Origin of the sequence: Alcaligenes sp. AB3 (assembly GCF_031844565.1) — a bacterium.
Taxonomy (GTDB): domain Bacteria; phylum Pseudomonadota; class Gammaproteobacteria; order Burkholderiales; family Burkholderiaceae_B; genus Alcaligenes; species Alcaligenes faecalis.
On sequence record NZ_JAUZVM010000005.1, the window covers coordinates 15,164 to 41,558 of the forward strand.

21 protein-coding genes and 1 pseudogene are annotated in these 26,395 nt (G+C 57.9%); 7 read left to right on the plus strand and 15 right to left on the minus strand.

All coding sequences use genetic code 11. The annotated features are described in order from the left end of the window. Positions 1-11: 11 nt before the first annotated feature. From Q9R35_RS12225 to Q9R35_RS12245, 5 genes are all read right to left on the minus strand, one after another. On the minus strand, positions 12-2,348 hold the full coding sequence (locus Q9R35_RS12225) for a bifunctional salicylyl-CoA 5-hydroxylase/oxidoreductase (protein ID WP_203145252.1): 2,337 nt from the start codon (positions 2,346-2,348) through the stop codon (positions 12-14). Positions 2,349-2,478: 130 nt separating this feature from the next. Further along, positions 2,479-2,922 (minus strand): thioesterase family protein, encoded by a 444-nt coding sequence (locus Q9R35_RS12230; protein WP_042484955.1) that lies wholly within the window; start codon positions 2,920-2,922, stop codon positions 2,479-2,481. A gap of 95 nt (positions 2,923-3,017) precedes the next feature. After that, positions 3,018-3,533 (minus strand): MarR family winged helix-turn-helix transcriptional regulator, encoded by a 516-nt coding sequence (locus tag Q9R35_RS12235; RefSeq protein WP_052362948.1) that lies wholly within the window; start codon positions 3,531-3,533, stop codon positions 3,018-3,020. A 233-nt stretch (positions 3,534-3,766) separates the two neighbouring features. Beyond that, positions 3,767-5,272, minus strand: coding sequence for an indolepyruvate oxidoreductase subunit beta family protein (locus Q9R35_RS12240; RefSeq protein ID WP_042484958.1), 1,506 nt, complete (start codon positions 5,270-5,272; stop codon positions 3,767-3,769). Positions 5,273-5,295: 23 nt separating this feature from the next. Continuing rightward, complete coding sequence (locus Q9R35_RS12245; protein WP_042484961.1) at positions 5,296-7,506, minus strand: indolepyruvate ferredoxin oxidoreductase subunit alpha; 2,211 nt, start codon at positions 7,504-7,506, stop codon at positions 5,296-5,298. A gap of 199 nt (positions 7,507-7,705) precedes the next feature. Between Q9R35_RS12245 and Q9R35_RS12250 the strand changes: the two genes are divergently transcribed. After that, the gene (locus Q9R35_RS12250; protein ID WP_009463827.1) at positions 7,706-8,164 is read left to right on the plus strand and encodes a MarR family winged helix-turn-helix transcriptional regulator; all 459 of its coding nucleotides are present in this window, start codon (positions 7,706-7,708) and stop codon (positions 8,162-8,164) included. A gap of 227 nt (positions 8,165-8,391) precedes the next feature. Here Q9R35_RS12250 and Q9R35_RS12255 read toward each other — a convergent pair whose 3' ends face one another. Further along, a complete protein-coding gene (locus Q9R35_RS12255) occupies positions 8,392-9,375 on the minus strand; it encodes a tripartite tricarboxylate transporter substrate binding protein (protein WP_063689969.1) in 984 nt (327 codons plus the stop codon). Between the two features lie 63 nt (positions 9,376-9,438). Further along, entirely contained in the window at positions 9,439-11,034 is a 1,596-nt protein-coding gene (locus tag Q9R35_RS12260) for a sulfatase-like hydrolase/transferase (RefSeq protein WP_311219926.1), read from the minus strand. A gap of 254 nt (positions 11,035-11,288) precedes the next feature. On the opposite strand from Q9R35_RS12260, the gene Q9R35_RS12265 reads away from it, so the two are divergent. Then, positions 11,289-12,029 carry an IclR family transcriptional regulator gene (locus tag Q9R35_RS12265; RefSeq protein ID WP_042484971.1) on the plus strand — a complete coding sequence of 247 codons (741 nt, stop codon included), beginning with the start codon at positions 11,289-11,291 and terminating at the stop codon, positions 12,027-12,029. Between the two features lie 218 nt (positions 12,030-12,247). Here Q9R35_RS12265 and Q9R35_RS12270 read toward each other — a convergent pair whose 3' ends face one another. Next, the gene (locus tag Q9R35_RS12270; protein ID WP_042484974.1) at positions 12,248-13,243 is read right to left on the minus strand and encodes a 5'-nucleotidase; all 996 of its coding nucleotides are present in this window, start codon (positions 13,241-13,243) and stop codon (positions 12,248-12,250) included. Positions 13,244-13,367: 124 nt separating this feature from the next. Between Q9R35_RS12270 and Q9R35_RS12275 the strand changes: the two genes are divergently transcribed. The 4 genes and pseudogenes from Q9R35_RS12275 to Q9R35_RS12285 all read left to right on the plus strand — a co-directional run bounded on the left by Q9R35_RS12275 (position 13,368) and on the right by Q9R35_RS12285 (position 16,873). After that, complete coding sequence (locus Q9R35_RS12275) at positions 13,368-14,069, plus strand: glutathione S-transferase family protein (RefSeq protein ID WP_063689972.1); 702 nt, start codon at positions 13,368-13,370, stop codon at positions 14,067-14,069. A gap of 84 nt (positions 14,070-14,153) precedes the next feature. Continuing rightward, positions 14,154-14,378, plus strand: a pseudogene (locus tag Q9R35_RS18700) (antibiotic biosynthesis monooxygenase); the annotation flags it as partial. Positions 14,379-14,510: 132 nt separating this feature from the next. After that, complete coding sequence (locus Q9R35_RS12280) at positions 14,511-15,674, plus strand: MFS transporter (protein ID WP_042485315.1); 1,164 nt, start codon at positions 14,511-14,513, stop codon at positions 15,672-15,674. 221 nt (positions 15,675-15,895) lie between these two features. After that, entirely contained in the window at positions 15,896-16,873 is a 978-nt protein-coding gene (locus Q9R35_RS12285; RefSeq protein WP_042484978.1) for a tripartite tricarboxylate transporter substrate binding protein BugD, read from the plus strand. Between the two features lie 203 nt (positions 16,874-17,076). On the opposite strand, the gene Q9R35_RS12290 is transcribed toward Q9R35_RS12285, so the two are convergent. The 6 genes from Q9R35_RS12290 to Q9R35_RS12315 all read right to left on the minus strand — a co-directional run bounded on the left by Q9R35_RS12290 (position 17,077) and on the right by Q9R35_RS12315 (position 24,237). Then, positions 17,077-18,333, minus strand: a complete 1,257-nt coding sequence (locus Q9R35_RS12290; RefSeq protein ID WP_311219927.1) for a GTP-binding protein — start codon at positions 18,331-18,333, stop codon at positions 17,077-17,079. A 68-nt stretch (positions 18,334-18,401) separates the two neighbouring features. Further along, complete coding sequence (locus Q9R35_RS12295; protein WP_081251413.1) at positions 18,402-19,280, minus strand: phosphonopyruvate hydrolase; 879 nt, start codon at positions 19,278-19,280, stop codon at positions 18,402-18,404. Positions 19,281-19,299: 19 nt separating this feature from the next. Further along, positions 19,300-20,526 carry a pyridoxal phosphate-dependent aminotransferase gene (locus Q9R35_RS12300; RefSeq protein ID WP_060186761.1) on the minus strand — a complete coding sequence of 409 codons (1,227 nt, stop codon included), beginning with the start codon at positions 20,524-20,526 and terminating at the stop codon, positions 19,300-19,302. After that, entirely contained in the window at positions 20,523-22,181 is a 1,659-nt protein-coding gene (locus Q9R35_RS12305; RefSeq protein WP_063689977.1) for an iron ABC transporter permease, read from the minus strand. The genes Q9R35_RS12300 and Q9R35_RS12305 overlap by 4 nt, the downstream gene beginning before the upstream one ends. Beyond that, positions 22,178-23,242: an ABC transporter ATP-binding protein gene (locus tag Q9R35_RS12310; RefSeq protein ID WP_063689980.1), complete on the minus strand. Its 1,065-nt coding sequence runs from the start codon at positions 23,240-23,242 to the stop codon at positions 22,178-22,180. The genes Q9R35_RS12305 and Q9R35_RS12310 overlap by 4 nt, the downstream gene beginning before the upstream one ends. 11 nt (positions 23,243-23,253) lie before the next feature. Then, positions 23,254-24,237 carry an ABC transporter substrate-binding protein gene (locus Q9R35_RS12315; RefSeq protein ID WP_311219928.1) on the minus strand — a complete coding sequence of 328 codons (984 nt, stop codon included), beginning with the start codon at positions 24,235-24,237 and terminating at the stop codon, positions 23,254-23,256. 120 nt (positions 24,238-24,357) lie between these two features. Between Q9R35_RS12315 and Q9R35_RS12320 the strand changes: the two genes are divergently transcribed. Then, positions 24,358-25,239, plus strand: coding sequence for a LysR family transcriptional regulator (locus tag Q9R35_RS12320; protein WP_026483948.1), 882 nt, complete (start codon positions 24,358-24,360; stop codon positions 25,237-25,239). Between the two features lie 28 nt (positions 25,240-25,267). On the opposite strand, the gene Q9R35_RS12325 is transcribed toward Q9R35_RS12320, so the two are convergent. Beyond that, positions 25,268-26,194 carry a DMT family transporter gene (locus Q9R35_RS12325; RefSeq protein WP_026483949.1) on the minus strand — a complete coding sequence of 309 codons (927 nt, stop codon included), beginning with the start codon at positions 26,192-26,194 and terminating at the stop codon, positions 25,268-25,270. Positions 26,195-26,395: the final 201 nt, after the last annotated feature.

Below are 26,395 nucleotides of genomic sequence, written 5' to 3' on the forward strand. Positions count from 1 at the left end.
CCTTTCGTGTTTTATGACTTGGCAGGGCCGTCCTGGGCCACTGGCGCACGTTTGATTTGACGCTGCAACCAGTCCTTGCCCCATTCGTACTGAACGGGCCAGGCCAGGTCGGTGTAACCCAGCTCCGCTGCCTGACGTTGTGGCCAGTTCGCGTCGGCCAGGAAGCCACGCGACAGGGCGCACAGGTCAGCACGGCCTGCAGCAATAATGCTGTTGGCGTGATCCGCTTCCATGATCGAGCCCACCGCCATGGTGGCGATACCGGCTTCGTTACGGATACGGTCGGAGAATGGCGTCTGGTACATGCGGCCGTAAATTGGCTGCTGCTCCAGCACCACTTCACCCGAGGACACGTCGATCAGATCGGCACCGGCTTGCTTGAACAGGCGGGCAATTTCCACCCCGTCGTCCGCCGTGTTGCCGCCTTCGGCCCAGTCTGTTGCCGAGATACGCACCATGATGGGCTTGTTCTCTGGCCAGACGGCGCGGATAGCGGCAAACACTTCCAGCGGGTAAGCCATGCGATTTTCCAGACTACCACCAAATTCATCACTACGCTGATTAGTCAGCGGCGAGATGAAGCTGGACAAGAGGTAACCGTGGGCGGCTTGCAATTCAATGCAGTCAAAACCGGCCTGGTCAGCGCGCTTGGCAGCGGCCACAAAGGCGTCACGTATCTCGTCCATCTGGGCACGAGTGATCTCGGCAGGCACGGCAGTGACGCCAGCCTGGTAAGGCAGGGCGGAAGCCGACACCAAAGGCCAGTTGCCTTCAGCCAGCGGCTGATTGGCTTTTTCCCAGCCCAGTTGCGTCGAACCGCGACGGCCAGCATGGCCCAGCTGCACACCAATCTTGGCACCCTGTTCGTGGGCAAATGCCACCACAGGTTTCCAGGCATTGGCCTGCTCGTCGTTCCACAGACCGGTACAACCGGGGGTGACACGGCCTTCAGGCGTCACGGCAGTCATTTCAGCCATGATCAGGCCAGCACCACCCATGGCGCGGCTGCCGTAATGCACCTGGTGCGTAGCACCGGGCATACCGTCCTTGGCGCTGTACATCAGCGTGGGCGAGAGCACGACACGGTTCTTCAACTGCATATCGCGCAGCTTGAAGGGCGTGAACATGGGCGATGGGGCCTTTTCACCGTCGGCCAGCTTCAAGCCGGCTTCGGTCGCCATCCAGCGCTCGTATTTTTCCAGCCAGGCGGCGTCACGCATGCGCATGTTCTCGTGCGAGATGCGCTGCGAACGGGTCAGCATGGAGTAGGTGAACTGCTCGGGCTTCATATTGGCGTAACGGGCCACGTTCTCGAACCATTCGGTCGAGTTGCGGGCAGCGTTCTGAATACGCAATACGTCCACGCTACGAGCGGCTTCGTAATCTTTCAGGGCCTCTTCCATGGACTCGTGGTCCATGTGCTGGGCCAGCGTGATGGCATCTTCCAGGGCCAGCTTGGTACCGGAACCGATGGAAAAGTGAGCGGTGTGAGCGGCGTCGCCCATCAGCACCACAGGAACCTTCTTGCCGGTGCCGTAATCTTGCCAGTGCACCCACTTGTTGCAGATAACGCGTGGGAAGCGAATCCAGATGGCCGAACCGCGCAGGTGGGTGGCATTGCTGATCAGCTTGTTGCCATCCAGGTGGTCGGCAAACAGCTTCTCGCAGTAGGCAATGGCCTCTTCCTGCGACATTTCGCCAATACCGGCTTTCTGCCAGGTCTCTTCAGGCGTTTCCACGATGAACGTGGACAGGCCATCCTGGAAGCGGTAGGCGTGAGCCTGGAACCAGCCGTGCTCGGTTTCAACAAAAATGAAGTTAAAGGCGTCGAACACTTTTTCCGTACCCAGCCACACAAAGCGGCAGTTACGGGTGTCGATATCAGGCTGGAACACGTCTTCGTAGCGGGTACGAATGGCGCTGTTGATGCCGTCAGAAGCAATCAAGATATCGGCGTTGTACTTGCGGGCCAGTTCAGCTTCGTCCGTGACCACGGTCTCGAACACCAGCTTGACACCCACTTCTTCACAGCGGGCTTGCAGGATGTTCAGCAATTTCTTGCGACCAATCCCAATAAAGCCATGGCCGCTGGAGCGCACGGCGCTACCTTTGAAATGGCACTCAATGTCGTCCCAGTGGTTGAACGCGTCACCGATGGTCTGCGCGGACACGGGGTCAGCTTCACGCAGGTTTTCCATGGTCGCATCCGAGAACACCACACCCCAGCCAAAGGTGTCGTACGGTCGGTTGCGCTCGACTACAAAAACCTCGTTCTGAGGGTTTTGCAACTTCATCAGCAAACCGAAATACAAGCCGGCTGGGCCTCCGCCAATACATACGATATTCATGATATGTCCGTATGGTCTGAATACATGCTTCTGAGCATAGTATATTTATTAATAAATATTATACAAGTCAACTATTTAAATCAAAAAAAATGGCTGACCTGCACACTGCCTGCTACTACTTCAAACTAGATCAAGCCTGGCTGCTTTCTGCCTGGGCAATCACGTACTCTTGCATGGGATTACGCAGGAAGTCGGGGATAGGAATACCCAGGTGCGTCTCCAGCGAAGTGGTCACCACGGTCTGACGCACTTGCATACGCAGCACGCCGTCCTTACCGATGCAGCGCAACAGCAGCTTCAAGGAGCTATTGCCAATGCGTTCCACACCCAGGCTCATCACCACATCATCACCCATACGGCTGATGGACTTGAACTCGGCTTCAATGTGCACCGAAGGCATGCCCACCCGTTTGCTGGCGATCATGTTGTGAAAACCCTCGGGGGTCATGGAGTCGATCCATGCTTCCATCAGGTCGTTAAACATCACAAAGTACTGCGGATAAAAAACGATACCCGCTGGATCGCATTCCGAAAAACGGATGCGATGTTCTTGTTCGTACAGCTTGGAAACCATGTTGTAGACACCTTTTTAGCAAGTGTTTTGTGCGCCTGTTCGTGACGCTATCCGCATCCTGCCTGGTTCACAGGCCTGGCAGGATGCACCTTATGCTAGCTGGCCGCGCTTTGCAGATGAACCCGTAGCAGGCCCAGGTGCTGATGGATGTGCACGACTTCCTCGGTACCCAGCCCTTCAAACATTTCTGCAATCCAGTCGCTGTGGGCCTGGGCCATCGCCTCGAAACTGCTTTTGCCCTTGGGGGTGAGACGCAACACCCAGGCACGCCGGTCAGTGGGGCTGCTCTGGCGAGACACCATGCCCTCGCGGGCCAGCTCGTCAGTCAGTCCGGTAATATTGCCGCCGGTCACCATCAGATAGCGCGACAACTCGCCCATCTTCAGACCCTGCGGGTAGCGGTACAACTGGGCCATATAGTCAAAACGGGCCAGCGAAATATCAAAATTCTGGCGCAGGCGGCGACGGATTTCGTCCTCGATCTGCTTGGTGCAGGTCAGCATGCGCAACCACAATTTCAGGCTGGCCGGGTCCTTGGGACCGACGCGGCCTTCAAATCCGGCATCGGCCGGCTCTACCAGGAATTCAAGTGCTGCTTCGCTTTGATTCATATTGTTTTTCCCCCAAACTTTGGCTAATTTCAGTTTGACCAACAGCGGGATATTCTTGCTTGAACAAGTGGCCAAGTAGACACGGGATCGTTGGCTTTCAGGGCCTTCTTCGCAGTGCCAATCCGAATTTATATTCTACTATGAATATTTTAGAAATAAAGTATTTGGGGGTATAAAAACGCGTCCTCAAGGGTTTTCACCGAGGCCGCCCGAAAGCGGCCTGGTGTGGCCCCTTACACCAGTGCGTACTGGCGCAGGGCAGCCTCCAGCTTCACGCCGTGCTCGTCGGCCAAAGCCGCATCGCGCAGGGCGCCCAAAATAGCAGGCGACAAGGTGCTGGGGTTGCGTTCCAGAGCCGACATCACGGTCTGGTAGTTACGCAAGCCACGAGCATGGGTATCGCCATAACCTTTAACCAGACGCTGACACTGGGCAATTTCCAGCGCCAGAGCTGGGTGAGCATCGGCAGCTTGTTCGATCTGCTTCAACCAGCCTTCAATGCGCTGCTGCTCGGCCTGGTAACGCAGCGTGCGACGACGCCAGCGCTTGAAGCCCGAGAGCAAGTACAGGGGAATAAAACCACGCACCGAACTGGTTTGAATCACGCGACCGGATTTGGTCTGGGATTTCACCAGCTTGTTGCCCCAGGTAGGACGCATCAACCAACGGCCAACGCTGGCAAACGGCAGGATCTCACTGATTTCTTCCACGCGGGGGTGCATGTATTCGTTGATCGCCACGATCTGGCCGTCGGCAGCGCGCACTTCTTTATGCACACGGTCAAAACGGCTGGAGCGGGTCTTCAGTTCGGCCACGCGAATGGCGTCCTCGTAGGACATCCACAAGGCCAGATAACGGCCGGTTTCACGGATCAGGGCCACATCGTCAGGACGCGCAAACTGGCTGATCTTTTTCAGGCGGTCCAGGTACAGATTGGCGTAGGCCACGTCCTGAAAATCCAGCACACGGCGCACACCTTCCACCACGATAGGCTGGGCCTGCTCGGGCACTTCGGCACGGACGCGCTCAATCAGCTTGGCCACTGCAGGGTCGCGGGGGGCCAGCGTCGCCATATCAACCGGCTTGTTTTCCGAATCGGCCTTGCCAGCATCGCCTTCAGCGACACGGGCGTAGGCGGCACCAAAAGCCTTCAGACTGGGTTTGACGCCCACACCACCGCGTTCGATGGTCTGCTCGAACTGCGAGCGGCTAAAAGGCAGCACGCCGGTGCTGGCCAATGCGCCGAACAGCACGGCGGAAATCACGCTGCCCGAATCCTCGGCCGCTTTTTCCATATTGAAGTACACAAAGCGCTTGGCAGCCTGGGTTGCGTGCGCAATCAGGGCGTTGTCGTCCACACGGCCATCACCCATGGCCGATTTTTCGGCAATGGAATAGACACGGTGAGTCGAAGCGATCAGCGTGGTGCGGTCCTCTGTCACCAGGCCACGTTGTACGGCGCGACCGGCTTCCATCAGCTCGGAAGCCAGCACCACATCCACGTCACCGGGCATGGGCATCAGGGCCAGCACAGGCTTTTTGCCATCCACGGCGGCCGAGTGCGGGAACAGTTCCACGTAGTAAATCGTGGCGCCGGTACGCTGGGCCACGCCAGGCACCGAGGTGGTCTGTGCAAAGTAGCCGTTTTGTTCGCCCAGGTTGACGATCCAGTCGGCCAACACGCCGCCGCCTTCGCCACCCATGGCCAAAATAGCAATCTTGATTGGTTTGATCTGCATGATAAAAATCTCTACGGGTGTGCTTAGAAGGCCAGACGATCACGACGAGCAGCGTCACGACGCTGCAACCAGCCGATAAAGCCACGGCGGGTTTTTTCGCGGAACTTGTCCCAGCCAGTCGGGTTGCTGACCACTTGTGCACGGTAGAAAGACGGGCACAGAATCGCGGCGTGGGAAACCTCGCCACACAGACCGCAACCCACACAACTGTTCATCACGTTAGCCACTGGGTCCTGACGCAGGGCGTCCGGATTGGGGCGGATCGACAACGACGGACAACCGGACAAGCGGATGCAGGAGTGATCGCCGGTACACGTGTCCGGGTCCACACCAAAGCGCTCGCGCACCACACGTTCGCCCGCGGCCACGGCTTTACGCACCTGGCCTTTCTCGCGACGCTGACGGTTCAACATACATTCGCTTTGCGCCACCAGCACCTTGGGACCTTTTTCCTTGGTCGTCAGGGCTTCACGCAGGGTTGCCGTCATGGTCTTCAAGTCGTAGGTACGACGTATCATGCGCAGCCATTCCACACCCACACCACGCGCCGCTTTCTCGATCAGGTGACCGGTACTGCGCGTTTCGTTCTTGGCCTTGGAGGACAGAATGTCCTGACCGCCCGTAGCCGCGGTGTAGCTGTTGTCGATCACGATGGTCAGGTTGTCACTGCGGTTGAACACGGCGTTGGCAATACCGCTGGTCAAACCGTTGTGCCAGAAACCACCGTCACCCATCACCGAAATCGCACGCTTGTCCGAATCCACGTTCAAGGCGGCCGAACCAGCGCCACCCAGGCCATAACCCATGGTGGTGTTACCCAGGTTGAAGGGCGGCAGAATGGAAAACAGGTGACAGCCAATGTCGGCCGACACGTGGTGTTCGCCCAATTCGCGCTCCACCAGCTTCAGTGCGGTAAAGATAGGACGCTCGGGACAGCCGGTACAAAACCCTGGCGGACGGGCATGGACGTTCTCATCCAGGCTGCCCAAGGGTTTCACTTCAGCGGCTTCCACTTCCACCAGGCTGGCTTGTTCTGCTTTAGGACGCTCCACGGTCTCGACTTTCATCGGGATCACGCGTGGTTTGCGGGCTGGCAGGGGCTCGATGCGCTCGTATTTTTCCATGAAGGCACGCAGGCCTTTCAACATGGTGGCGGTGTTGTATTCACCGGCCAGAGGCAGCAGATCCTTGCCGTGCAGGCTTACGTCCACATTGTGACGACGCACGATATCGGAGATGTTCTGTTCCACAAAGTTGGGCTGACCTTCTTCCAGCACCAGCACCGCACGCTTGCCTTCACAGAAGCGAACAATTTCAGATTCGATCAGCGGGTAAGCCACGTTCATCACGTACATGGGCACTTTGGATTCGCCAAACACGTCGGCCATATCCAGGTGCTCCAGAGCACGGATCACGGTGTTGTAGCCACCGCCCTGAACGATCAAGCCTACGTCATCGGTGCCATCAGCAAAGAATTCATTCAACTGACGCTCTTCGATGAACTTGACGGCGTTCGGCCAGCGCTGTTCGATCTTTTCTTTTTCATGCAGGAAGCTGGCGGGCGGCAACACGATACGGTTGATATCGCGTGTGGGCTGCTCCATGGCTTCTTTGATGGTGAACTTGGCGCGGCGGTTGTCCGAGGCCACAAACTGACCATGCACGTGACAGGCGCGAATACGCAGTTGCAGCATCACGGGGGTATTGGACGCTTCGGACAGATCAAAGCCGTCTTTAACCGCTTGCACGATACAGGGCAGGTTAGGACGCGGGTCCAGCATCCACATCTGGGATTTCATGGCAAAAGCGTGGCTACGCTCCTGCATGATGGACGAGCCTTCGCCGTAGTCTTCGCCCACAATGATCAGCGCACCGCCCTTGACCCCACCGGAGGCCAGGTTGGCCAGCGCGTCCGAGGCCACGTTGGTGCCCACAGTTGCTTTAAACGTGATGGCGCCACGCAGCGGGTAGTTGACCGACGCGGCCAGTGTTGCCGCCGCCGTTGCCTCGCTGGCACTGTTTTCAAAACGGATACCGTTCTCTTGCAAGATGTCCTGGGCATCGGCCAGCACGTCCATCAAGTGCGAGATAGGCGCACCCTGGTAACCGGCCACGTAGGACACGCCCGATTCCAGCAGGGCCTTGGTCACCGCCAGAATGCCTTCGCCACTGAATACGTCTCCATCACCCAGGCGCAGCTTTTTGACTTCTTCGACAAACGATCGCTCAGCCATTTTTCTTTCCTTACTTACCGCTCATTGTGAACATGGTATTTATTTTCATCTGAATATGTTTATATCTCAACATATCCATCCTCATGGTTTTCCCTAGTAAAGTCAGCAAATTATTTGCGACACGCAAACGGACAGCTTGGTTATAGTGAGCCCTGTTGCCGCCTTGCGGCACCCATTAGCCTGTAATGACAATAAGCACATGAGCCCCACCGAACACGACACCGTCTTTGTCGAAAACTACCTGCCCGCCTTGTTGGCCCAGGCCAGCCAGCTGATCTCTGCCGAATTCCACGAAGTGGTGCTGAGCAACGGTTTGTCCATTTCCGAGTGGCGTGTCCTGTCCACCCTGTCGGGTGCGGGCGAAGTCAGTATTGGCCATCTGGCTCGTATTGCCACCACCAAACAACCCACCGTCACCCGCCTGCTGGACAGGCTGGAAAAACAGGGCTTGCTGCGTCGCGTGGCCCACGATGTGGACCGCCGCATTACGCTGGTACGCATTACCGAGGAAGGCCAAACCCTGATCTCGGGTCTGATTGCCAAGGCTCGCCTGCACGAGCAGGAAGTGGTGCAGCGCCTGCAGCCACTGGATGTCGGCGCCCTCAAGACCACCTTGCGGCGGCTGATTTCCGAGCAGCACGACTACAACGATCAGTAAAACGCAGCCCGCCCGGCCACACTATCGGTTCTAACCCTGCATAGCGCGGGCTTGGCGTCCTGACCCTGGTCTGCAGCGACTTCCAGATTCCAGAAACACCACACCGGTCCCACCTGAACGGGGCGTGTGTGGTGTTTTTTTATCCTTTCCAACCTTGAGGCTTAACAGAGCCATAACCGTCAGCAGCCAGGCTACTGATCAGATGTATGGCTCTGCCAGATAGCCCATTACTCAGGCTGAATGCCCAGGGTAGGGATCAGCTCGGAATAGACCTTGGAGTCGTTCTGCACGCGCTCCAGCGTCTGGGCCGGGGTGGTGAAGAACTGGGCCAGGCCACGGTTTTTGAAGGCAGCCTGCATTTCGGGGGTCTTCAGGGCAGCATCCACCTTTTCCTGAATCTCTTTCACGGTGTCATCCGGTGTGGTGCCGGGTGCAAACAGGGCAAAAGTCGTTGTTGGAATACTATTGGCGTGACCGCCTGCTTCCTGCACAGTAGGTACGTTAGGCAGCAATTCAGTGCGTTTGTCCGCTCCTACCGCCAGAACTCGGATCTTGCCACCATCGACATGCTGCGAAGCCAGAATGCCGCCAACCAGCATGGCATCGGTCTCACCGCCCAGAATCGCATTCGTGGCCGGGGCCATGCCCTTGTAGGGGATATAGGTGAAGTTCACCCCTTCCTCACGTGCCAGCAGGCCCATGCCCAGGTGCGTAACGTGTCCGCGACCACCTGTGCCCACATTGGTGTCGCCATTGGCTTTCTTGGCCTGGGCGATGAATTCCTTGTAGTCCTTGGCCGGGAAATCATTACGCACCAGCAGATACAGGTTCACGCCAGCGACTGTGGTGACCGGCTTCAGATCCTTTTCCCATTTGTAGGGCAGGTTGCTGTAGAGCAGCGGGTTGGTCGATACCGCCAGACTATCAACCATCAACAGAGCCGAGCCGTCCCCCTTGGCTTTGGCAATATTGTCGGTGCCGATAATGGCATTGGCACCCGGACGGTTCTCGATCACAAAGACCTTGCCGGTGGCCTTGTTCAGATGTACACCCAGATCGCGAGCCAGAATGTCAGGTTCGGTGCCGGGTGGGTAAGGGACCACAATACGAACCTGATCCGTAGTCGGCCAGGCGGCCTGAGCCATCATCGGGGCCAAGGCACCCACGCCGGCCAACAACAGGGCCAGCGTCGTATTTTTAAGCTGCTTCATTTGTCCACTCCTTATCGTTATTGATTGCGGCCCGCCACCAACTGGTAGCCCCCCGCAGCGCATCTACCATCGTCCAATCAAGATATTCATCATGCGCTCGTGCGCATTGGTACGATCCTCTACCGCGGCCCAACTCTCGCTGGCACGCCCTTTCAGGGTGTCATGCCAGTCCAGCAGGCCTTCTTTCATACGCCGACAAACCGCTGCATACGCCGGATCTGCGCCCAGGTCGTGCAGCTCGTCAGGGTCTTGCTTCAAATCGAACAGTTGTGGCCGGTAACCCTGCCAATGCATGTATTTATACTCGCCATCACGCAACATCAGGCCACGGCATTCGTCCACGCCACGGCCCAGAATCTGGCGGGCTTCCCGATAAGCGTAATCCAGGCTGGCCACGGTGTACTCACGCGCCCACTCGGACTGGCCGTGCAAAAGCGGAATCAGGGACCGGCCTTCCACCCGGTGTTCCTGGGCAGGCAGGTGCAGGGCATCCAGAATTGTGGGGGTGACATCCACACATTCGACAAAGGCATCGCTGCTTTGGCCGCGCGTGGCGTTCGCCGAGGCCCGTGGATCAACCACGATCAGCGGGACGCGAATGGCGTTTTCAAAGAAGTACTCTTTTTCGCCCAGCCAGTGATCGCCCAGCAAATCGCCGTGATCGGAGCTGAAAATAATCAGGGTGTCTTTCAGGCGGTCTTGCTGGTCCAGCATATCCAGCAAGCGGCCGACTTCATCGTCAATCTGCTGAACCAGGCCCATATAGACAGGCTTGATCGTGCGCCAGACCTCGTCCTGAGCAAAGGACTGAGACTCTTCGTGCTGCTGATAGGCCGCGTGCACCGGGTGTGCATTCTGGCGCTCATGCTCCGCACGCAAGGGCGTACAGGCGTCTTCCGCCCCAAAGCGATCGTGGTAGGGCGCCGGCGCTTTATAAGGCCAGTGCGGTTTGATGAAAGACAGGTGCAAGGCCCAGGGCTCTTCACCTTTAGCCGTGATGAAATCCATGGCCCGCTGGGTGAAGTAGGCGGTTTCCGAGTCCTGCGCCTGCACTCGTGCAGGCAGGCTGGCATTGCGCATGTACCAGCCAGAGGCGAACTGGCCCTGGGCGTCCTGGCTGCCGATCACATAATCTTCCCAGGGACGCTCGCTGTCATAACCCTGGGCCTGCAAATACTGGTGGTACTCGCTATCCGGGCCCATTTCAAAGTGACCGTCGTAGCGCTCAATGGCGGTAAAGCCGCCTTGCCAGAAACGCTCGGCCGCCTCGGGCTGAATCTGAAAACGCCGTGCCTTGGCGCCAGCCGAGTCCGGCACATGGTGAGTCTTGCCCAGCAGATGGCAGTCTCGCCCGGACTGTGCCAGATAGTCGCCCAGATACAGCTCATCGATAGGGTGAGGAACGCGGTTCCAGGTGACCCGGTGCGACAAGGGATAGCGGCCGGTGTAATACGAGGCCCGCGAAGGACCGCAGACCGCAGAGTTCACATAGGCGCGATCAAAGCGCACGCCCATGGCGGCCAGACGATCCAGATTGGGGGTCTTTAATGCGCCCCCAGGGGCATAACAGGACAGGTGGTCTGCACGTAGCTGGTCACACATGATGAACAGCACATTCTTGATCTCTGAAGACACCTGGCTGGGCTGAGCCTGATCCATGTCCGCCTCGATAAAAACTGGGGCCGGGCAAATCCCTCACCCGACATCACAAAAGGAGTAGGCCATGTGTAAGCAAATGCATAACAGACCCGCTTATGTTCAAGATTATTACCGCAGTCTGAGAAAATTTTTCGAATAATGTGATAGTTTAGGTATAAACCAGTAGGCCGAAGTGATGCCTGCTGTTGCTCCCCACTGACAGGCCAGAGCGTGGTTAGAATAGAGAACCAACAACTCCGTTTTTACGAGGGCACATGAATAGTCTAAGACGCATGCTGCAAATTCTGGACTTGTACGGTGCACACACGCCGGTTCTGGATGTGGAGACCATCTGCACCCGCCTGAGCTACCCTCCCGCCACCACCTATCGCTATCTGAAAGAGCTATGCAATAGCGGCCTGTTGATCCGCAGCCCAGAAGGCTACGCTCCCGGGCCCCGGTTTATAGAAATGGATTTGCTGATCCGCGAATTTGATCCGCTGGTCAGCCGCTGCCGCCCCCTGTTGCGCTCGCTGGTCGAGCAAACCGGGCTGGACGTCCTGATCGGCCAGCAATACGGCGAACGCATTTTGACCACCCATCAGGAAACCGGGCCGGAGCGTTTCGAGCTGCTGTTTGGCCGAGGGCGCACCATGGATATGTTCCGCAGTTCCACGGCACGTATCGTCACGGCTTACCTGCCCACCCGCCATCTTCGCCGTCTGTACGAGAAGAATCAGAACATTGATTACGTACAGCGCCTGGGCAAGGAATGGCCGGCCTTCTCCGCCCACATGCAGGAGCTGCGCCGCGCGGGCTATTGCATTACCAAGGAGCAGATCAATCCGGGCATAGCCGGTATTTCCGCGCCTGTTTTTGACGATGCCAAACGTATCTTCGGCAGCCTGACCTTGCTGGGGTCGCTGGAACGCTTTGAGGCCATCAACCCCGAGGCGCTGGCCAGCCTGATCCAACCCGCTGCACGCGCCGTTAGCCGTGCTCTGGCCCAAGTCTGAGGACTTGACGCCCACAAGAACCAAGCCGCGCCTGATCCAGCATCAGTTCGCGGCTTTGTCTTTGCTGCAACCGCAGTTGTCAGAGCACAAGGAGTACAGAGCGGGGCTAAAACAGGACAAGCCTGGTCATCAATGAGGGGGCTTGATCTGTTGCACAATCGCTTGAGAACGACACCTAGCGCACGACAATTCCGGCACTGGATTTGATTAGCAAGCAGCTACGGTTTCGACTTGGGTTTTATCTGTTTCCGCCCTTTCTTCTTTTCCGGCTCCGCCACTTTCACCGGCAGGTGGTTCACCACTCCAAACGGAATATGCACGGAAGGCAAAGTCTGCGCGGTGGGAATCAGGTGCGTGGTCTGGTCGTCAAAGAAGATATGGGGCTGCAAGACCTCCAGCACCCGCCGCTTTTCGATGCCGCCCAGAAAGAAGGCCTCGTTCACTTCAATACCCCAACTGCGGATGGTATTGATGACACGTTCGTGAGCCGGCGCATTGCGCGCCGTCACAATCGCAATCCGCAGGCGCGGCACATAGCTGGCATCCTGCTCCTGTCGCCGTTGCTCCACTTCCTGAATATGCGCCAATTTCAGCAAAAACGCCTGTAACAGGCCGGGATTATGCGGTTTTTGCACCAAACGCACTTCATGTTCAAAAAAGGCCGGCAAGCCGCCTTCCTGCTGATACACACGCTCGGACTCGTCGTCCGCAATCACCCCGTCAAAGTCGAACGCTACGCGAATGGGCTGGTCGTCATAAGCATCCTCGTACGAAGAATTCAGAACCTGGCCTGCGGGATAGCCTTGCTGTACCGCCCGATGCACATCCTCCTGATTAGCCGACAGGAACAGGCTGATGGACAGTGGCTGAATATAAGGGCTGGGGTCCCCCCCTTGCAGAAACACCGCCCGCGTAATGTCCAGGTCGTGGTGGCGAATGGAATTCATCACCCGTAACCCTGTATTGGGATCGTTACGGGACAGCAGCACCACCTCGACCAAGGGATCGTCAGGGGACAGATCATTCAGGGCCAGCAAGCGCCGGATAAAGGAAAAGGCCACGCCCGGCTTCAAGGGATCGTGCTCGCGAGCCAGCTGGTAATCGCGATAAGCCGCCTCGCCTTGCTCCAGAAAGACCTGATGAGACTGGCTCAGGTCAAACAGGGCGCTGGAAGCCAGCCCGATCACCAGTCGTTTTTCCAGGTCATACGCCATGCACCGCTCCCCAAATCCGCAAAAAAAACAGCATACCAAAACGACAAGCCTGCGCTGGTACTACCCAAGCAGAACAAAGCCTACTAAAGTGCAAACACTATCACCTTCGTGACACCGTGCCACCATGCAAGCCTCCAAACGCTATACCCTTGTTCTGGGCAATCCCCATTATTCGTCCTGGTCCCTGCGCCCCTGGCTACTAATGAGCCACCTGGGCATGGACTTTGACGTGAGATGGTTCAATTTTGGCCCTCCCTTCAGCACCCTGGCTTTTCACGAAATGGCCCCTGCAGGCCAAGTGCCCGTCCTTCATGCCAACGGACAAATCATTTGGGACAGCCTGGCCATTGCCGAATACCTGGCCGAACAGCATCCCGGCGTCTGGCCGATCGACCCCGTAGCCCGCGCCTGGGCTCGCAGTGCCAGTGCGGAAATGCACGCCAACTTTTCCTCGCTACGCAATCTGTGCCCCTTCGCCGTCGCCCTGCGCGCCCATCACCATCAGCAGGACATGCGCCTGCAAGGCGAGCTGGAACGCCTGCAAACAATCTGGCAAGAGGGTCTGAGCCGGTTTGGCGGCCCCTTCCTGGCCGGGGAGCGCTTCAGCGCGGTCGATGCCTTTTACGCCCCCGTGGTGTTTCGCCTGCAAACCTACGGACTGAAGCTGGACGAAGCCTGTCAGAACTACATGAATCGCTTGCTGGAATTGCCCGCCATGCAACACTGGCACCAGATGGCCTGCCAGGACACCTGGCGCGATCCCGATCACGAAGCTGAAATTTTGCGTGTGGCTGATATACATCTGGATTTGCGCCAGCCAGCCTAGTGTCAGCTATTTGCCATGTAAGTACAGACACGAAAGAGTATCCTTGTTGGTCCCGAATGATTTCGCTGTCAAGGATTGCGTCGCATGGGCGATACGTACTTTCGCACTACAAACTACCATTTCACTGATCTGGACCCGCAGGCGCAGGACGCATATGCAGGCTCGCTGGCTGAGCAAGCCCGAGCCAACGCGGCCTGTTTACGCTTCGATGTATTGCGCAAGGACCAGCCTCCAGGACACTGGGTGCTGCACGAAAGCTGGCGAGACGCCCAAAGCTGCAAGGATTTTCACGCCAGCGCCCCCGCCCAGACCCTGCAAAAAGCACGGGTCGAACAACACCTGAACCACCCGAGCCCACAAGCGGGCACCGACAAGCCCGCAGTAGCACGGCCCGCCTGCAAGAAGAGCAAGTGGGACCCGTACGTGTGGATCAGTATCGCCATGTGTATCGGGGTGATGGGCACGGCCCTGGCCAGCCCGCTGTATCCGCTGTATCAGGACCGTTGGGATCTGAACGCCAGCCATATCACCCAGCTGTATGTGGCCTATATGGCCGCCGGCTTGACGGGCCTGCTGTTCCTGGGCCGCTTGAGCGACATGAAAGGCTTTATGCCCGTACTGCGTACCGGCCTGATTCTGGTGACCAGCGGCGTGACCCTGTCCGCCTTCGCCTGGGATGTGGGCAGCTTTCTGTTTAGCCGCATCATGATCGGGATGGCCTCCAGCATGATTGTGACCTCGGCCTCCATCGGCCTGGGGCAATTCAACCGGGGCGGGGATGTACAACGAGCCGCAGCCACCACCTCGCTGATGCTGGCCTTCGGTTTTGGCCTGGGTCCGGTCGTAGGCGGCCTGATCGCACAATGGGTACCGAACCCGCTGTTCTCCAGCTACATCCCGTCCATGGCGCTGGGCGTGCTGGCCATCTACGCCCTGTTTCAGATCAGGCCCATTGCCAGCAAACAGCCTGTGCCACAAAAAACCAACTGGCGCACCTGGATGCCGCGCCTGACGCTACCCGCCACGCATCTGCGCCGTCCCTACCTGATTGGCTGTCTGTCCGCCTGCTGCGCCTTTGCCATGTTCAGTCTGTTTGCGTCTCTGGCCCCCAGCTTCATGGCGCAAATGGTGCCTTGGCACGGCCCGGCCACCAGTGGCTTTTCCATCGGGATCATTCTGTTCCTGTCCTCGGGCTTTCAGCTACTGATCCGCCGCTGGCCGGCCAAACGCAGCGTCATTGTGGGACTGCTGTCCTTCACCCTGGCCTGTATCGCCTTGCTAATCAATCTGTGGGCCAGCTCCTCGCTGCTATTCATTCTATGCGTGCTGCTGACCGCCTTTGGCCACGGCCTGTGCATGTACGGCGGCATGTCCATCGTGCAGCGTGTCTCACCCCCGCATCAGCGTGCCGGCCTGACGTCCACCTACCTGATTACCGGCTATCTGGGCGCCATTCTGCCTATCTTGGGCCTGGGCTGGCTGGCCGACCACTTGGGTCTGGACCAGGGTCTGATGATCTTTTGCAGCCTGATCGCCACTGCCGCGCTAACGGTTGCCGTCATTGCCTACCTGACGCCGGTCCTGCAAAAACCAGCCTCTACCTGAACAAGCATCGGGGCAAGCCACCGCCTGTGCGCGTGGCTTGCTGCCCATGCTGACCCCGTATATTCCCCTAGTCCATTTAGGCCCCTTACTAGGGTTAGACCTGAAAAAGAAACGCGCCTACCCTCAGTAGAATAAAGCCACTCCTGCAGCGCTTCGCAACACAGAGCGACCGGACCCAAGTATCTCCCAAAAGAATAAGCAATCCTTATCAAGGAGGCATTATGGCTGTTGCATTAAACAAGCTGTTTGTCAGTCTGAGCGCGGCCTTGGCCTGCTCGGTCACCGCACAGGCAGCGGGTTATCCGGACCACCCCATCAATATGGTGGTGCCTTTTGCGGCGGGCGGCCCCACGGACAACGTGGCACGCGCTCTGGCCGAAGCCATGCGCCCGGTCCTGGGTGAAACCATTGTGGTTGAAAACAAAGGCGGGGCAGGCGGCTCCATTGGTACCGCCCAGGTCGCCCGCGCCAAACCGGACGGCTACAACATCCTGCTGATGCACATCGGCTTTTCCACCGCCCCTTCGCTGTACAAGAAACCCGGCTACGACGCCATCAATGGCATGTCCCCCATCGGTCTGGTGGTGGACGTTCCCATGACCATCATTGCCCGCGAGGACTTCCCGCCCAACAACATCCAGGAGCTGGTGCAGTACCTGAAAGACAACCAGGACAAGGTTTCCCTGGCCAACGCCGGGATTGGTGCAGCCAGCCACTTGTGCGGCACCATGCTGACCGAAGCACTGGGTATCGAGCTGCTGACGGTCCCCTATAAAGGCACCGCCCCCGCCATCGCGGACTTGATGGGCAAGCAAGTGGACGTCATGTGTGACCAGACCACCAACACCACCCAGCAAATCAAATCCGGCAAGGTGAAGGTCTATGCGGTGACCAGCCGCGAGCGTGTCCCGACCCTCCCGGACGTGCCCACCATGCAGGAGTCCGGTTTCAAGGACTTTGAAGTGGGTATCTGGCACGGTATGTGGGCCCCTAAAGATACGCCTCAGCCGGTTGTGGATACCCTGGTGAAAGCGCTGCAAGCTGGCATGGCTGACAAGGACTTCCAAAGCCGTATGGCCACTCTGGGAGCCACGGTCATGGACAAGGAAGCCAACCCGGCCGCCTTGCAGGCCAAGGTGGAGCAACAAGTGCCCCAGTGGGCCGCCCTGTTCAAGAAAGTGGGCGTAGAGCCCCAATAAAACCTGTTAGCCCAAAGGCTTTTGAAAAGGACGCTTAGGCGTCCTTTTTTTCGGCTTGGGGAACTGGCTACCGTAATGGTGAGTCGCCTGCTCGGAGGACGAAGAGACAATGCTTTATCAAGCTCCCGGCTACTCAAGAGCCCGATCAAGAAAGGCTCAGACTCAAGAAAATCCGGCCAAGAGAGGCCCGGACTCATCGAGTCTTAATCCGTCTTGCGAACCGCCGCATCCAAAGCCTGCAATCGCGCCCAAAGCTCCTGAAAACCCACATCCTGTGTAATCAAGACCATACGTCCTTGCTGATCCGGCCACGGCCATTGCGGCACAGCCTGCCAAGGATAAGACTGATGCTGCACAGCATGAATCACCTGTGGCTGGGCCATGCCTTGTACGGGCAGAACAGCCTTCAGGCGCAAGAGACGCGGGCCTGCCCATTGGCACAGATCCGATAGCCAGGATTGCAGCTTGTCGGCAGGCACAGGCTGAGGAAACAGGGCGCTTAACGAGTAGATGGAGTCTCCATGGCGGGAGACATCTGGCGTGCTGACCGCAGACGTTTCTGGACTCTTTCCATGAGAGTGAGCGAACCCAGGACTGTCGCTGTCGCCAGCCATGGTGCCCGTGCCGTGACTTTGGCTATGGCTATGGCTATGGCTATGGCTATGGCTATGGCTATGTACATGATCGTGATCGTGATCGTGATCGTGATCGTGATCGTGATCGTGATCGTGATCGTGATCGTGATCGTGATCGTGATCGTGATCGTGATCGCCAGTATCTTGCCCCAATGCCTCGAACGCTTCCAGGCTCCAGGCCCGACCTTGTCCGGCTTGCTCGCCCAAGCCCAACAAACTGGGCGCAACGGTCTGCGCTGCCGACAAAATCTGCTGCTGCGCCAAAGGATTCAAACTGCGCACGTATTCACGCAGTGCCGTTTCCGCCCCTGCATCCACCCGGTCGCGCTTGCTGAACAGCAGCAGGTCTGCCACGGCTACCTGCCGTCGCGCTTCGACATGACGGGCCAGCGTTTCCAACCCATGCTCCAAATCCACCACCGTCACCACACCCGCCAGGCTGTACTTGCCCGCCAACTGTGGATCGCTTAACAAGGTATGCAAGATAGGGGCAGGGTTGGCGAGCCCGGTAGTCTCAATCAGCACCCGTCGAAACTGCCGCTGACCGGCCCGCGAAAACCGCCAGGTAATGTCACGCAAGGTCTGCACCAGATCACGCCGTATGGTGCAGCACAGACAACCGCTACCCATGGCCTCGATCACGTTTTCCTGACTGTGAGCCACCAGATGATGATCCAGCGCCGTCTGCCCAAACTCATTGATGATGACCAGGGTGTCGGCCATCTGCGCTTCTTGCAAAGCACGATTGATCAGAGTCGTTTTCCCGCTACCCAGAAAACCGGTCAACAGTGTGACCGGGATAGGGCCTTGTGCAGATTTGGGCATCGTATTCATCCGGCTAAGGGCCCGCCGTCGGGCCACCAGCCATTATACGAAGCCCAATACTGTCCCTTCTAGCGTAGAAACCGGGCCTCAATCTGACGCATATGTGCATCACCTTGCAAACCAATAATGGTTTTGACGGAAGGCAGACCGGCATCCACATTCTGAATGCCACCATCCTGGCGAATCTGGGCGAATACAGCTTGCATGGCCCCTACGGCCGCACGAATCGCATGATTGCCGTAAATCACCACGCCCACCTTGCCCAGTTGCGCAATGTCCGCCTCGGTCAGTTGAGGATAGGCCGTTGGCACCAGCACCAGCGGCACCTTGCCGGTCCAGGCCTGCACAAAGGACAGAATCTGGTCTGGCGTGGCTTGTTTGGAGTGAATCAAAATGGCATCTGCACCCGCCTGCTCGTAAGCCAGCCCTCGCTTCAGGGCTTCTTCCTGCCCCAGGCCAGCAATCAGGGCCTCGACCCGCGCAATGATCAGAAAGTCAGGGTCACGGCGTGCCGCGCACGCCGCTTCAATCTTGCCCTGGAACTCCTCAATGCGTACCAGTTCCTGACGCCCATCCGCCCGCAGGCTGGTGTCTTTAGGGAAGGTTTTATCCTCCATCACAATGGCACTGGCGCCCGCTGCTTCGTACAGCGGAATGACGTAGCTGACATTCACCGCATTGCCAAAGCCGGTATCAATATCGGCAATCAAAGGTATGTCTACGGTCGAGGCGATCGCCCGCATCATCTCCAGGTGGGTTCCCATCGACAGGATATTGGCGTCAGGCACGGCATAACTGGCTGACAACTCAAAACCGCTACCCCAAATTGCCCCGAAACCGGCATCCTGCGCCAGGCGAGCAGACAGGGGATTATGTGCGGCCATTGCCGTCATCAAACGCCCTTGGGAGAACGCTTCTTTCAACACCTGGTTTTTTTTGCTATTCACACTATTTCTCCGTAAGGAATCAGCTCAGTCGCGCAATGGCCTGGGCAATGCGGCTCATCGCCTCCTCCAGCTCCTGATCGCTGGAGGCATAAGACACCCGAAAGTGGCCCGGCAGTTCAAACGCCGAACCGGGCACCACGGCCACCCCCGCACTACGCAGGAAATACATGCACAGGTCCTTGTCGGTACTGATCAACTGGCCTGACGGGTCCCGCAGGCCCAATACGCCTTGGCAGCTGGGGAAAACGTAAAACGCCCCCATGGGCAGATCGCATTCAATGCCTGGCATGGCATTGAGCGCGGCTACCACCTTGTCACGGCGACGGCGGAACGCTTCCACAAACTCGGGCAGAAAATCCATGGGGCCATCCAGTGCGGCCACGGCCGCTGCCTGGCTGATGGAGCTGGTATGGGACGTCGCTTGCGACTGCACCAGATTCATGGCCTTGATCAGAGGCAGCGGACCGGCGGCGAACCCCACCCGCCAGCCAGTCATTGCATAGGCCTTGGAGACACCATTGATGGTCAAGGTGCGCGCCGCCATGTATGGAGACAAGGCAGCAGGCGTTGCGAAGGGTTCATCGCTATAGCGAATTTTTTCGTATACATCATCGGCCATCACCCAAACATGCGGGTGACGCAACAGCACTTGCTCCAGCGCTTCCAGTTCCTGCCGTGAATACACGGCACCACTGGGATTGGAGGGAGAATTGAGCATCAGCCATTTGGTACGGGGGGTGATGGCACGTTCAAGCTGGTCGGCTTGCAGCTTGAAACCGGCTTGGGCACTGCAACGCACAATGACCGGCTGGCCACCTGCCAACAAGACCATTTCAGGGTAAGACACCCAGGCAGGGGTAGGGATGATGACCTCATCCCCGTCCTGCACGGTGGCCTGCAAGGCGTTATACAAGGCTTGCTTGGCCCCGCAACCCACCTGGATCTGATCCGGGCTGAAATGCAGGCCATTGTCACGCTCGAACTTGCGCACCACAGCTTCACGCAAGGCCAGGGTGCCGGCTACTTCGGTATAGCGGGACTCATTGCGATCAATCGCTTCTTTGGCCGCCTGACGCACATGCTCGGGGGTTGCAAAGTCCGGCTCGCCCTGACTGAGGGTAATCACAGACTGTCCCTGTTGCCTCATTTGATTGGCCAGACGCGTCATCTCTTTGGTGGCCGATGCCTTGGCTCCCAACACGCGCTGGGCCAGCGCGATCTCTTCCTGACATTGCACAAAGCTCATTGTGTCCATCCTACTTTTACTTTGAAAACGAAACGGGTCAGCAGCAGCGGCAGGAATATCGCCATCAACAGCACCAGGCTATACGCACTGGCCTGCGCCAAACGCCCACTGTCCACCAATTGAAAAACCTCGATAGGCAGGGTGCTCATCCCGCCAAAATACAGAACCACCGTGGCGGATAACTCCGACAAGGTCGTAATCCACATCAGCACCGTGGCCGCAATGACGGCAGGCCATACCACCGGCAGAACGACCTTTGCAAAGGTTGGCATCGGCGCTACGCCCAGGCTGATGGAAGCCTCTTCGATGGAGCTACGCAAGTTATGCAAAGGCCCCATGGCTGCACGCACACTGGTGGGCACCCGGCGTAAAAAGTAGGCCAGCGCCATAATCACCCAACTGCCCGTCAGCACCAGCCAGCCGCTGTTAAACACATTGATCAAGGCAATGCCCAGCACCGTGCCGGCAATCGTCAAGGGCAGCATGACCAGCACATCCAGGCCCGCACTCAAGCCGGACGGCCGTTTCACAATCAGATAGGCCGCCACGATGGAGAACACGGCACCAGCGCTGGTTGCCGCAGCACCCAGCAGCAAGGAGTTGTACAAAGGTCCAGGTGCCTGCACCAAGGCTTGCTGCATATGGCTCAAGGTAAAGCCGCCATACTTCAGCACCGGCCCGATAGAGGGCGTAAATGCGGTGACAATCACCACCATCACGGGTAGCACTGACAGCACAATCAGGATCGATACCAAAGTGGCACACACGGCGGCCTGCCAGGCACGCAGGGGCACGCGCTCCGGAGCTCGTCCGGACTCCATCTGGTAGGTGCGTCGGGCCACCACCCACTTTTGAATCAGCAGCAAGGCCAGGCCCAGAAACACCAGCAAAGAAGCCATGGTGGTCTGCATTTGCGGATTACCGCCCATCTCGCTGACAAACTCGTTATAAGTCTTGACCGCCAGCACGGGGGTGCGGGCTCCCAGAATGGCTGGGACACCAAAATCCCCGATGACGTGCATGAAAACCAGCACCGCAGCACCGCATAAAGCCGGCACCATCAAAGGGAAGGTCACTGTGCGCAAAGTGCGAACCGGGGAACTGCCCAGACTCAGGCCCGCCTCTTCCAGGTTGCGATCCATGGACTTCAAACCAACCAGTACGGCGACATAGGCGTACACGTAGTTGTTCAAGGTCATCACAAAAACCAGACCCCACCAGGAATACAAGGAAGGCAGCTCCAGGCCCAAGGGCGCCAACAAGCTATTGAGCACGCCTTGCTTACCCAGCACCACGATCCAGGCGGCCGCCACCACCACATCTGGAATGACCAGGGTCAGCAGGGGCAAGACACCCAGGCAGGCGGCCAAGGGGAAGGAAAAGCGAGCGGCGGCCAGGGCCAAACCGGCGCCCAGCACCAGACTGAGCAAGGTGACCGCAGCTCCTAGCCACAAGGTGTTGAACAGGCTCTCCCGGTAAGCGGGCTCAGAGAAGAACTGCACGTAGCCGTGCAAGCCAAACTGACCTTCCTTGTTGAACAGGGAACTGGTCAGCATGGACAAGACCGGCCACAGCAAAAAGTAGCCCAGCAAGGCCACCGCCCCCAGCGCCAGCATCAACCAGGCTGGATCGCGTCGCAAAGAACCCAGCATCATGCCCGCTCCACTAAAAGAGCCGACTCGGGAACGCGCAATACCACCGCATCGCCCCGTTCCCAGCTCTGGCTGACGCCGGTATTCCAGACCACCGCCTTCAGAAAACCGAATTCGGTGCGCAATTGATATGCCGTGCTGGGGCCCCGGTAATCCACGCTCTCAATTCGCGCGGCAATGTCCCCCTCGTCCAGCGGACGCAAGGCATCCACACTCAGGGTTTCAGGCCGCACAGCCAACATCGTCTGCTCAGAAAAACGCCCGGCAGACTGGATACGCACAATGCAGCCTGCCGTCCGGAAGCGGCGGCAGCCGTCTGCGGCTTGACCGAGCTCCTCCTGAAGCTCGATCAGATTGGCCCCTCCCACAAAATCAGCCACAAAGCTGTTGTCAGGGCAGCGATAAATCTGCTCGGGTGTCCCGACCTGGCGGACGCAGCCCCGATCCATGACGGCAATGTAATCAGACACGCTCAGCGCTTCTTCCTGATCATGCGTCACAAACACGGTAGTAATGCCGGCTTCCTGCTGCAAGTCCCGCAGCATCTCGCGCAGATCGGTGCGCAGCTTTGCATCCAGGGCAGACAAAGGCTCATCCAGCAAGAGCAGATCGGGCTTGATCACCAAAGCGCGTGCCATGGCTACTCGCTGTCGCTGCCCACCGGACAAGGCAGACGGCAAGGCATCCGCCTTGTCCTTCAAGCCCACGCGCGCCAGCATTTCCAACGCGGGGACACGAGCCTGGGAGCGAGACTGGCCACGCGCCAGCAAACCGTAGCTGACGTTATCCAGCACGCTGCGATCCGGAAACAGCGCGTAATCCTGAAACACCATGCCCACATTGCGTTTGTGCACAGGCACTCGCGTCATGTCTGTTTGGCCGAACAGCACCTTGCCATGATCAGGGCGCACAAACCCGGCCAGCATGCGCAGCAAGGTCGTCTTGCCACAACCCGATGGCCCCAGCAGGGTAAACAAGGAGCCACTGGGGATGTCCAGACCCAAACCGTGAAACAAAGTCTGTGAGCCGTAGCTTTGCTCAATACCTGATAGATGTATCTGCATACCAGTCCCGCCTAGCGCTGGGAAACCAGTGCACGCCAACGTGCCAGGAAGGCTTCACGATCCACCCCCATACGATCATCATCCAGCGCATGCACACGGATCTGATCCATGGCAGGCAAGCTTGTCAGCGTATTAACGGCAATATCGCTGCGCAAAGGGCGGCGGAACGCACTTTTGAACACCTCTTCCTGCGCAGGGCGGGAGGCAAGGAAGTCATACAGCTTGCGAGCGGATTCGGGGTTACGCCCGCCCTTGATCAAGGCCATGCCTTCCGGCGACAAGAAAGTGCCCTCTTTGGGGTAGACCAGGTCAATCGTATCCAGACCACCGGCCACATATTGATAGGCGGCATATTCCATCGTTACCGCAACCGCAAACTCGCCATTGGCAACGCCCTCGTAGGCGCCGGAGGTGGTCCCGACCACCACAGCATTGCGCACGACCTTCTCAAACACCTCCTGACCCATCAGATCTTGCAGGCCGTACAAGGCAACATAAGAAGAGCTGCTGCGCTCCGGATCTGGAATCACGATCTTGCCCTTCCAGGCCGGATCAGCCAGATCCGCCCAGCTGGCAGGCGCCTTGAGCTTGCCCAACTGACGCTCGTTGAGCATCAATACCGTGACATGGGTATTGGTACCCAGCCAGCGTTGCCCGGCTCCCTGATACTGTGCACCTACTGCACTGGCCTCGGGCGACGAATAGGGCACCAGGTACTCGGCATACTGCGACAAGGTGGAAAACCCGCCGGACCAGAACAAATCGCCCAGGGGTTGCTCTGCTTCTGCCTTGATACGCTGCATCAGGGCACCGGAACCCGCCCGCACCACGGACACCGATATCTCGGGGTGGACCTGACGGAACTGCTCAATCACCGTGTTCACCACATCGATGTTATTGGAGGAGTACAACACCACTTCATCCGCCTTGGCAGCCCCCGTACCCAGGCAGGAAAGCATGAGCAAAGCGGATAGATAAGGGAAACGGTTTTGCATGATTATTTCCTGTAATTTCAATAAAATTGCATGAAAATCATGGTATTTATCTTAGATGACGGTTCTGTTACACCCTACACCTACCCCCTGTTAAGCGTGGCCCTATCATGAGTTTTAATCATGCTTGAGAATGTTCCTCTGGTCCCCCTGCGCGTATTTGTCGCGGTGGGCCGACAAGGCAATTTCACCCGTGCAGCCCAAAGCCTGGGGATCACCCAAAGCGCAGTCAGCCGGCATATCGCCACCCTGGAAAAAGTCAGCAAGCAGGCTCTGTTCATTCGGCGCGGCCCCTATATTGAGCTGACGGCAGCCGGCTTGCAGCTGTATGACACGGTCAAAGATGCCATGGCCACCCTGGAGATGGCCATTCAGCAAATCACCCATCAGCAGGATCAGCACGAACGGCTGAGAGTCCGCACCTCCATGCCCAGCTTTTCAATGACGGTGCTGGTGCCCATGCTTGGCCAGTTCACCGCCCAGCACAATAGGCAGATTGATCTGATCACCAATCTGTCGCCACCCCGTCCTAATGAAGAGTTTGATGTATTGATCAGCCGCGACTTGAGCCTGCCCGACAGCGAAAGCTGGGAGCTCATACGCGAAGAGCTGGTATGCGTGGCAGCACCCGCCTTGATCCAGCAACATAGCGGGCAGGCCTGGGAGCACTGGCCTATGGTGACCGCACGCTCACGACCAGACATGTTGGGTTTATGGGCTTTGGATCAGGGTATTGAGCCTTCGCGGCTGCTGATGAGCGCCACCTACGATCACCTGTTTTTCGCGATTGCCGGGGCCATTGCCGGCTCCGGATTTCTGGTTGTGCCGCGTTTACTGGTGATGGACCATCTACGCGATGGCGTCCTGCGGGAAGTCGGCCCTGGCCAAGTGGCCACAGGCGCGACCTACATGGCCTATGTCAACGCACAATCACCCCAGCAAAGTGAGGCCCGCCAGTTTTGCCGATGGTTGAAAAGCAGCTTGCGACAACGCATTGCGCCTTGAGGCCATTCGCGTCATCTCGCTGATTCAGTCAAGCTCTGCGACGCCGCAGCTGACTGATCCAGCTATAGGCGCTGACCAGGGTAATGCCCATCAACACCAGTAAAGCGCCCATCACAAAACGGGGTTCTATGGCCTCGCCCAGCAGGAAAGCGCCGAATAAAACACCGAACAAAGGGGTTGCGAATGAAAACACCCCCAGGCGCGACGCCTGATAATTACGCAGCAACCAGAACCAGACCAGAAAGCTCAGGAAAGCCACCACCACGGACTGGAAGACCAGGCTGGCACCCAGCAAACCGGACCAATGTATCTCGGTTTGCCCGGTCAGGCCCGCGGCCACCATCAGAATCACAAAAGCGCTGAATAGCTGATACAGCAAGGCTTCCGAAGGCGGCACAGCAGACAGGCGCGTGCTGCGGATCAGTACGGTGGTAAAGCCCCACAAGGCCCCGGCTGCCAAGGCCATCAAGTCCCCGATCAACATGCGTCCCAGATCAGCCCCGTCCATGCTGGCCGGGCCCAAAAAGGTAATGGCAATACCCGCCACTGCCAGCCCGATCCCCACCCATTGCAGGCGGGCCAAACGCTCCGAAGGCAAGAGAATATGCAGACCCAAGGCCGCAAACACGGGTGCGGTGTAGAGAAACACCACGACATGAGCTGCCGAGGTAAAGCGCAGGCTCTCGCCCAGCAGCAAATACTCCAGCGCAAACAACAAACCGGCCATCAGCCCCGGCCGCCAGGCCCCTTCCGTAAAGGCCAGCTTGTGTGTGCGTACCAGAACCAGCAAAGCGACCAGCACACAGGCAACGCCCGAGCGCAAACCAATCTGGAAAATAGGCGCCATGTCATGCGCCGTCGCCTTGAGCAAGATCTGCTGAAAGCTCCAGATCAGGCACAAAACCAGCATGGCACTGCTGGCCAGCGCATCCAGTGGTTTACGTTCTTCGCTCATGGTTTTTTTATCCGAAAAATAGCGTGCTTTTCCCTATGACCGAACAGGGGCAAAGGGGGGGTGCAAAAAATGATTATCCGTGAAATTTCCCTGAATCAAAACGGGGCAAAACTTTCTTTACCCTCGGATAAGCCTTAATTGATATATCAAAAAGCCCTCCCTAGAATCATTTAAGCCTAAAAAACAGGAAAGGGCTTGGGA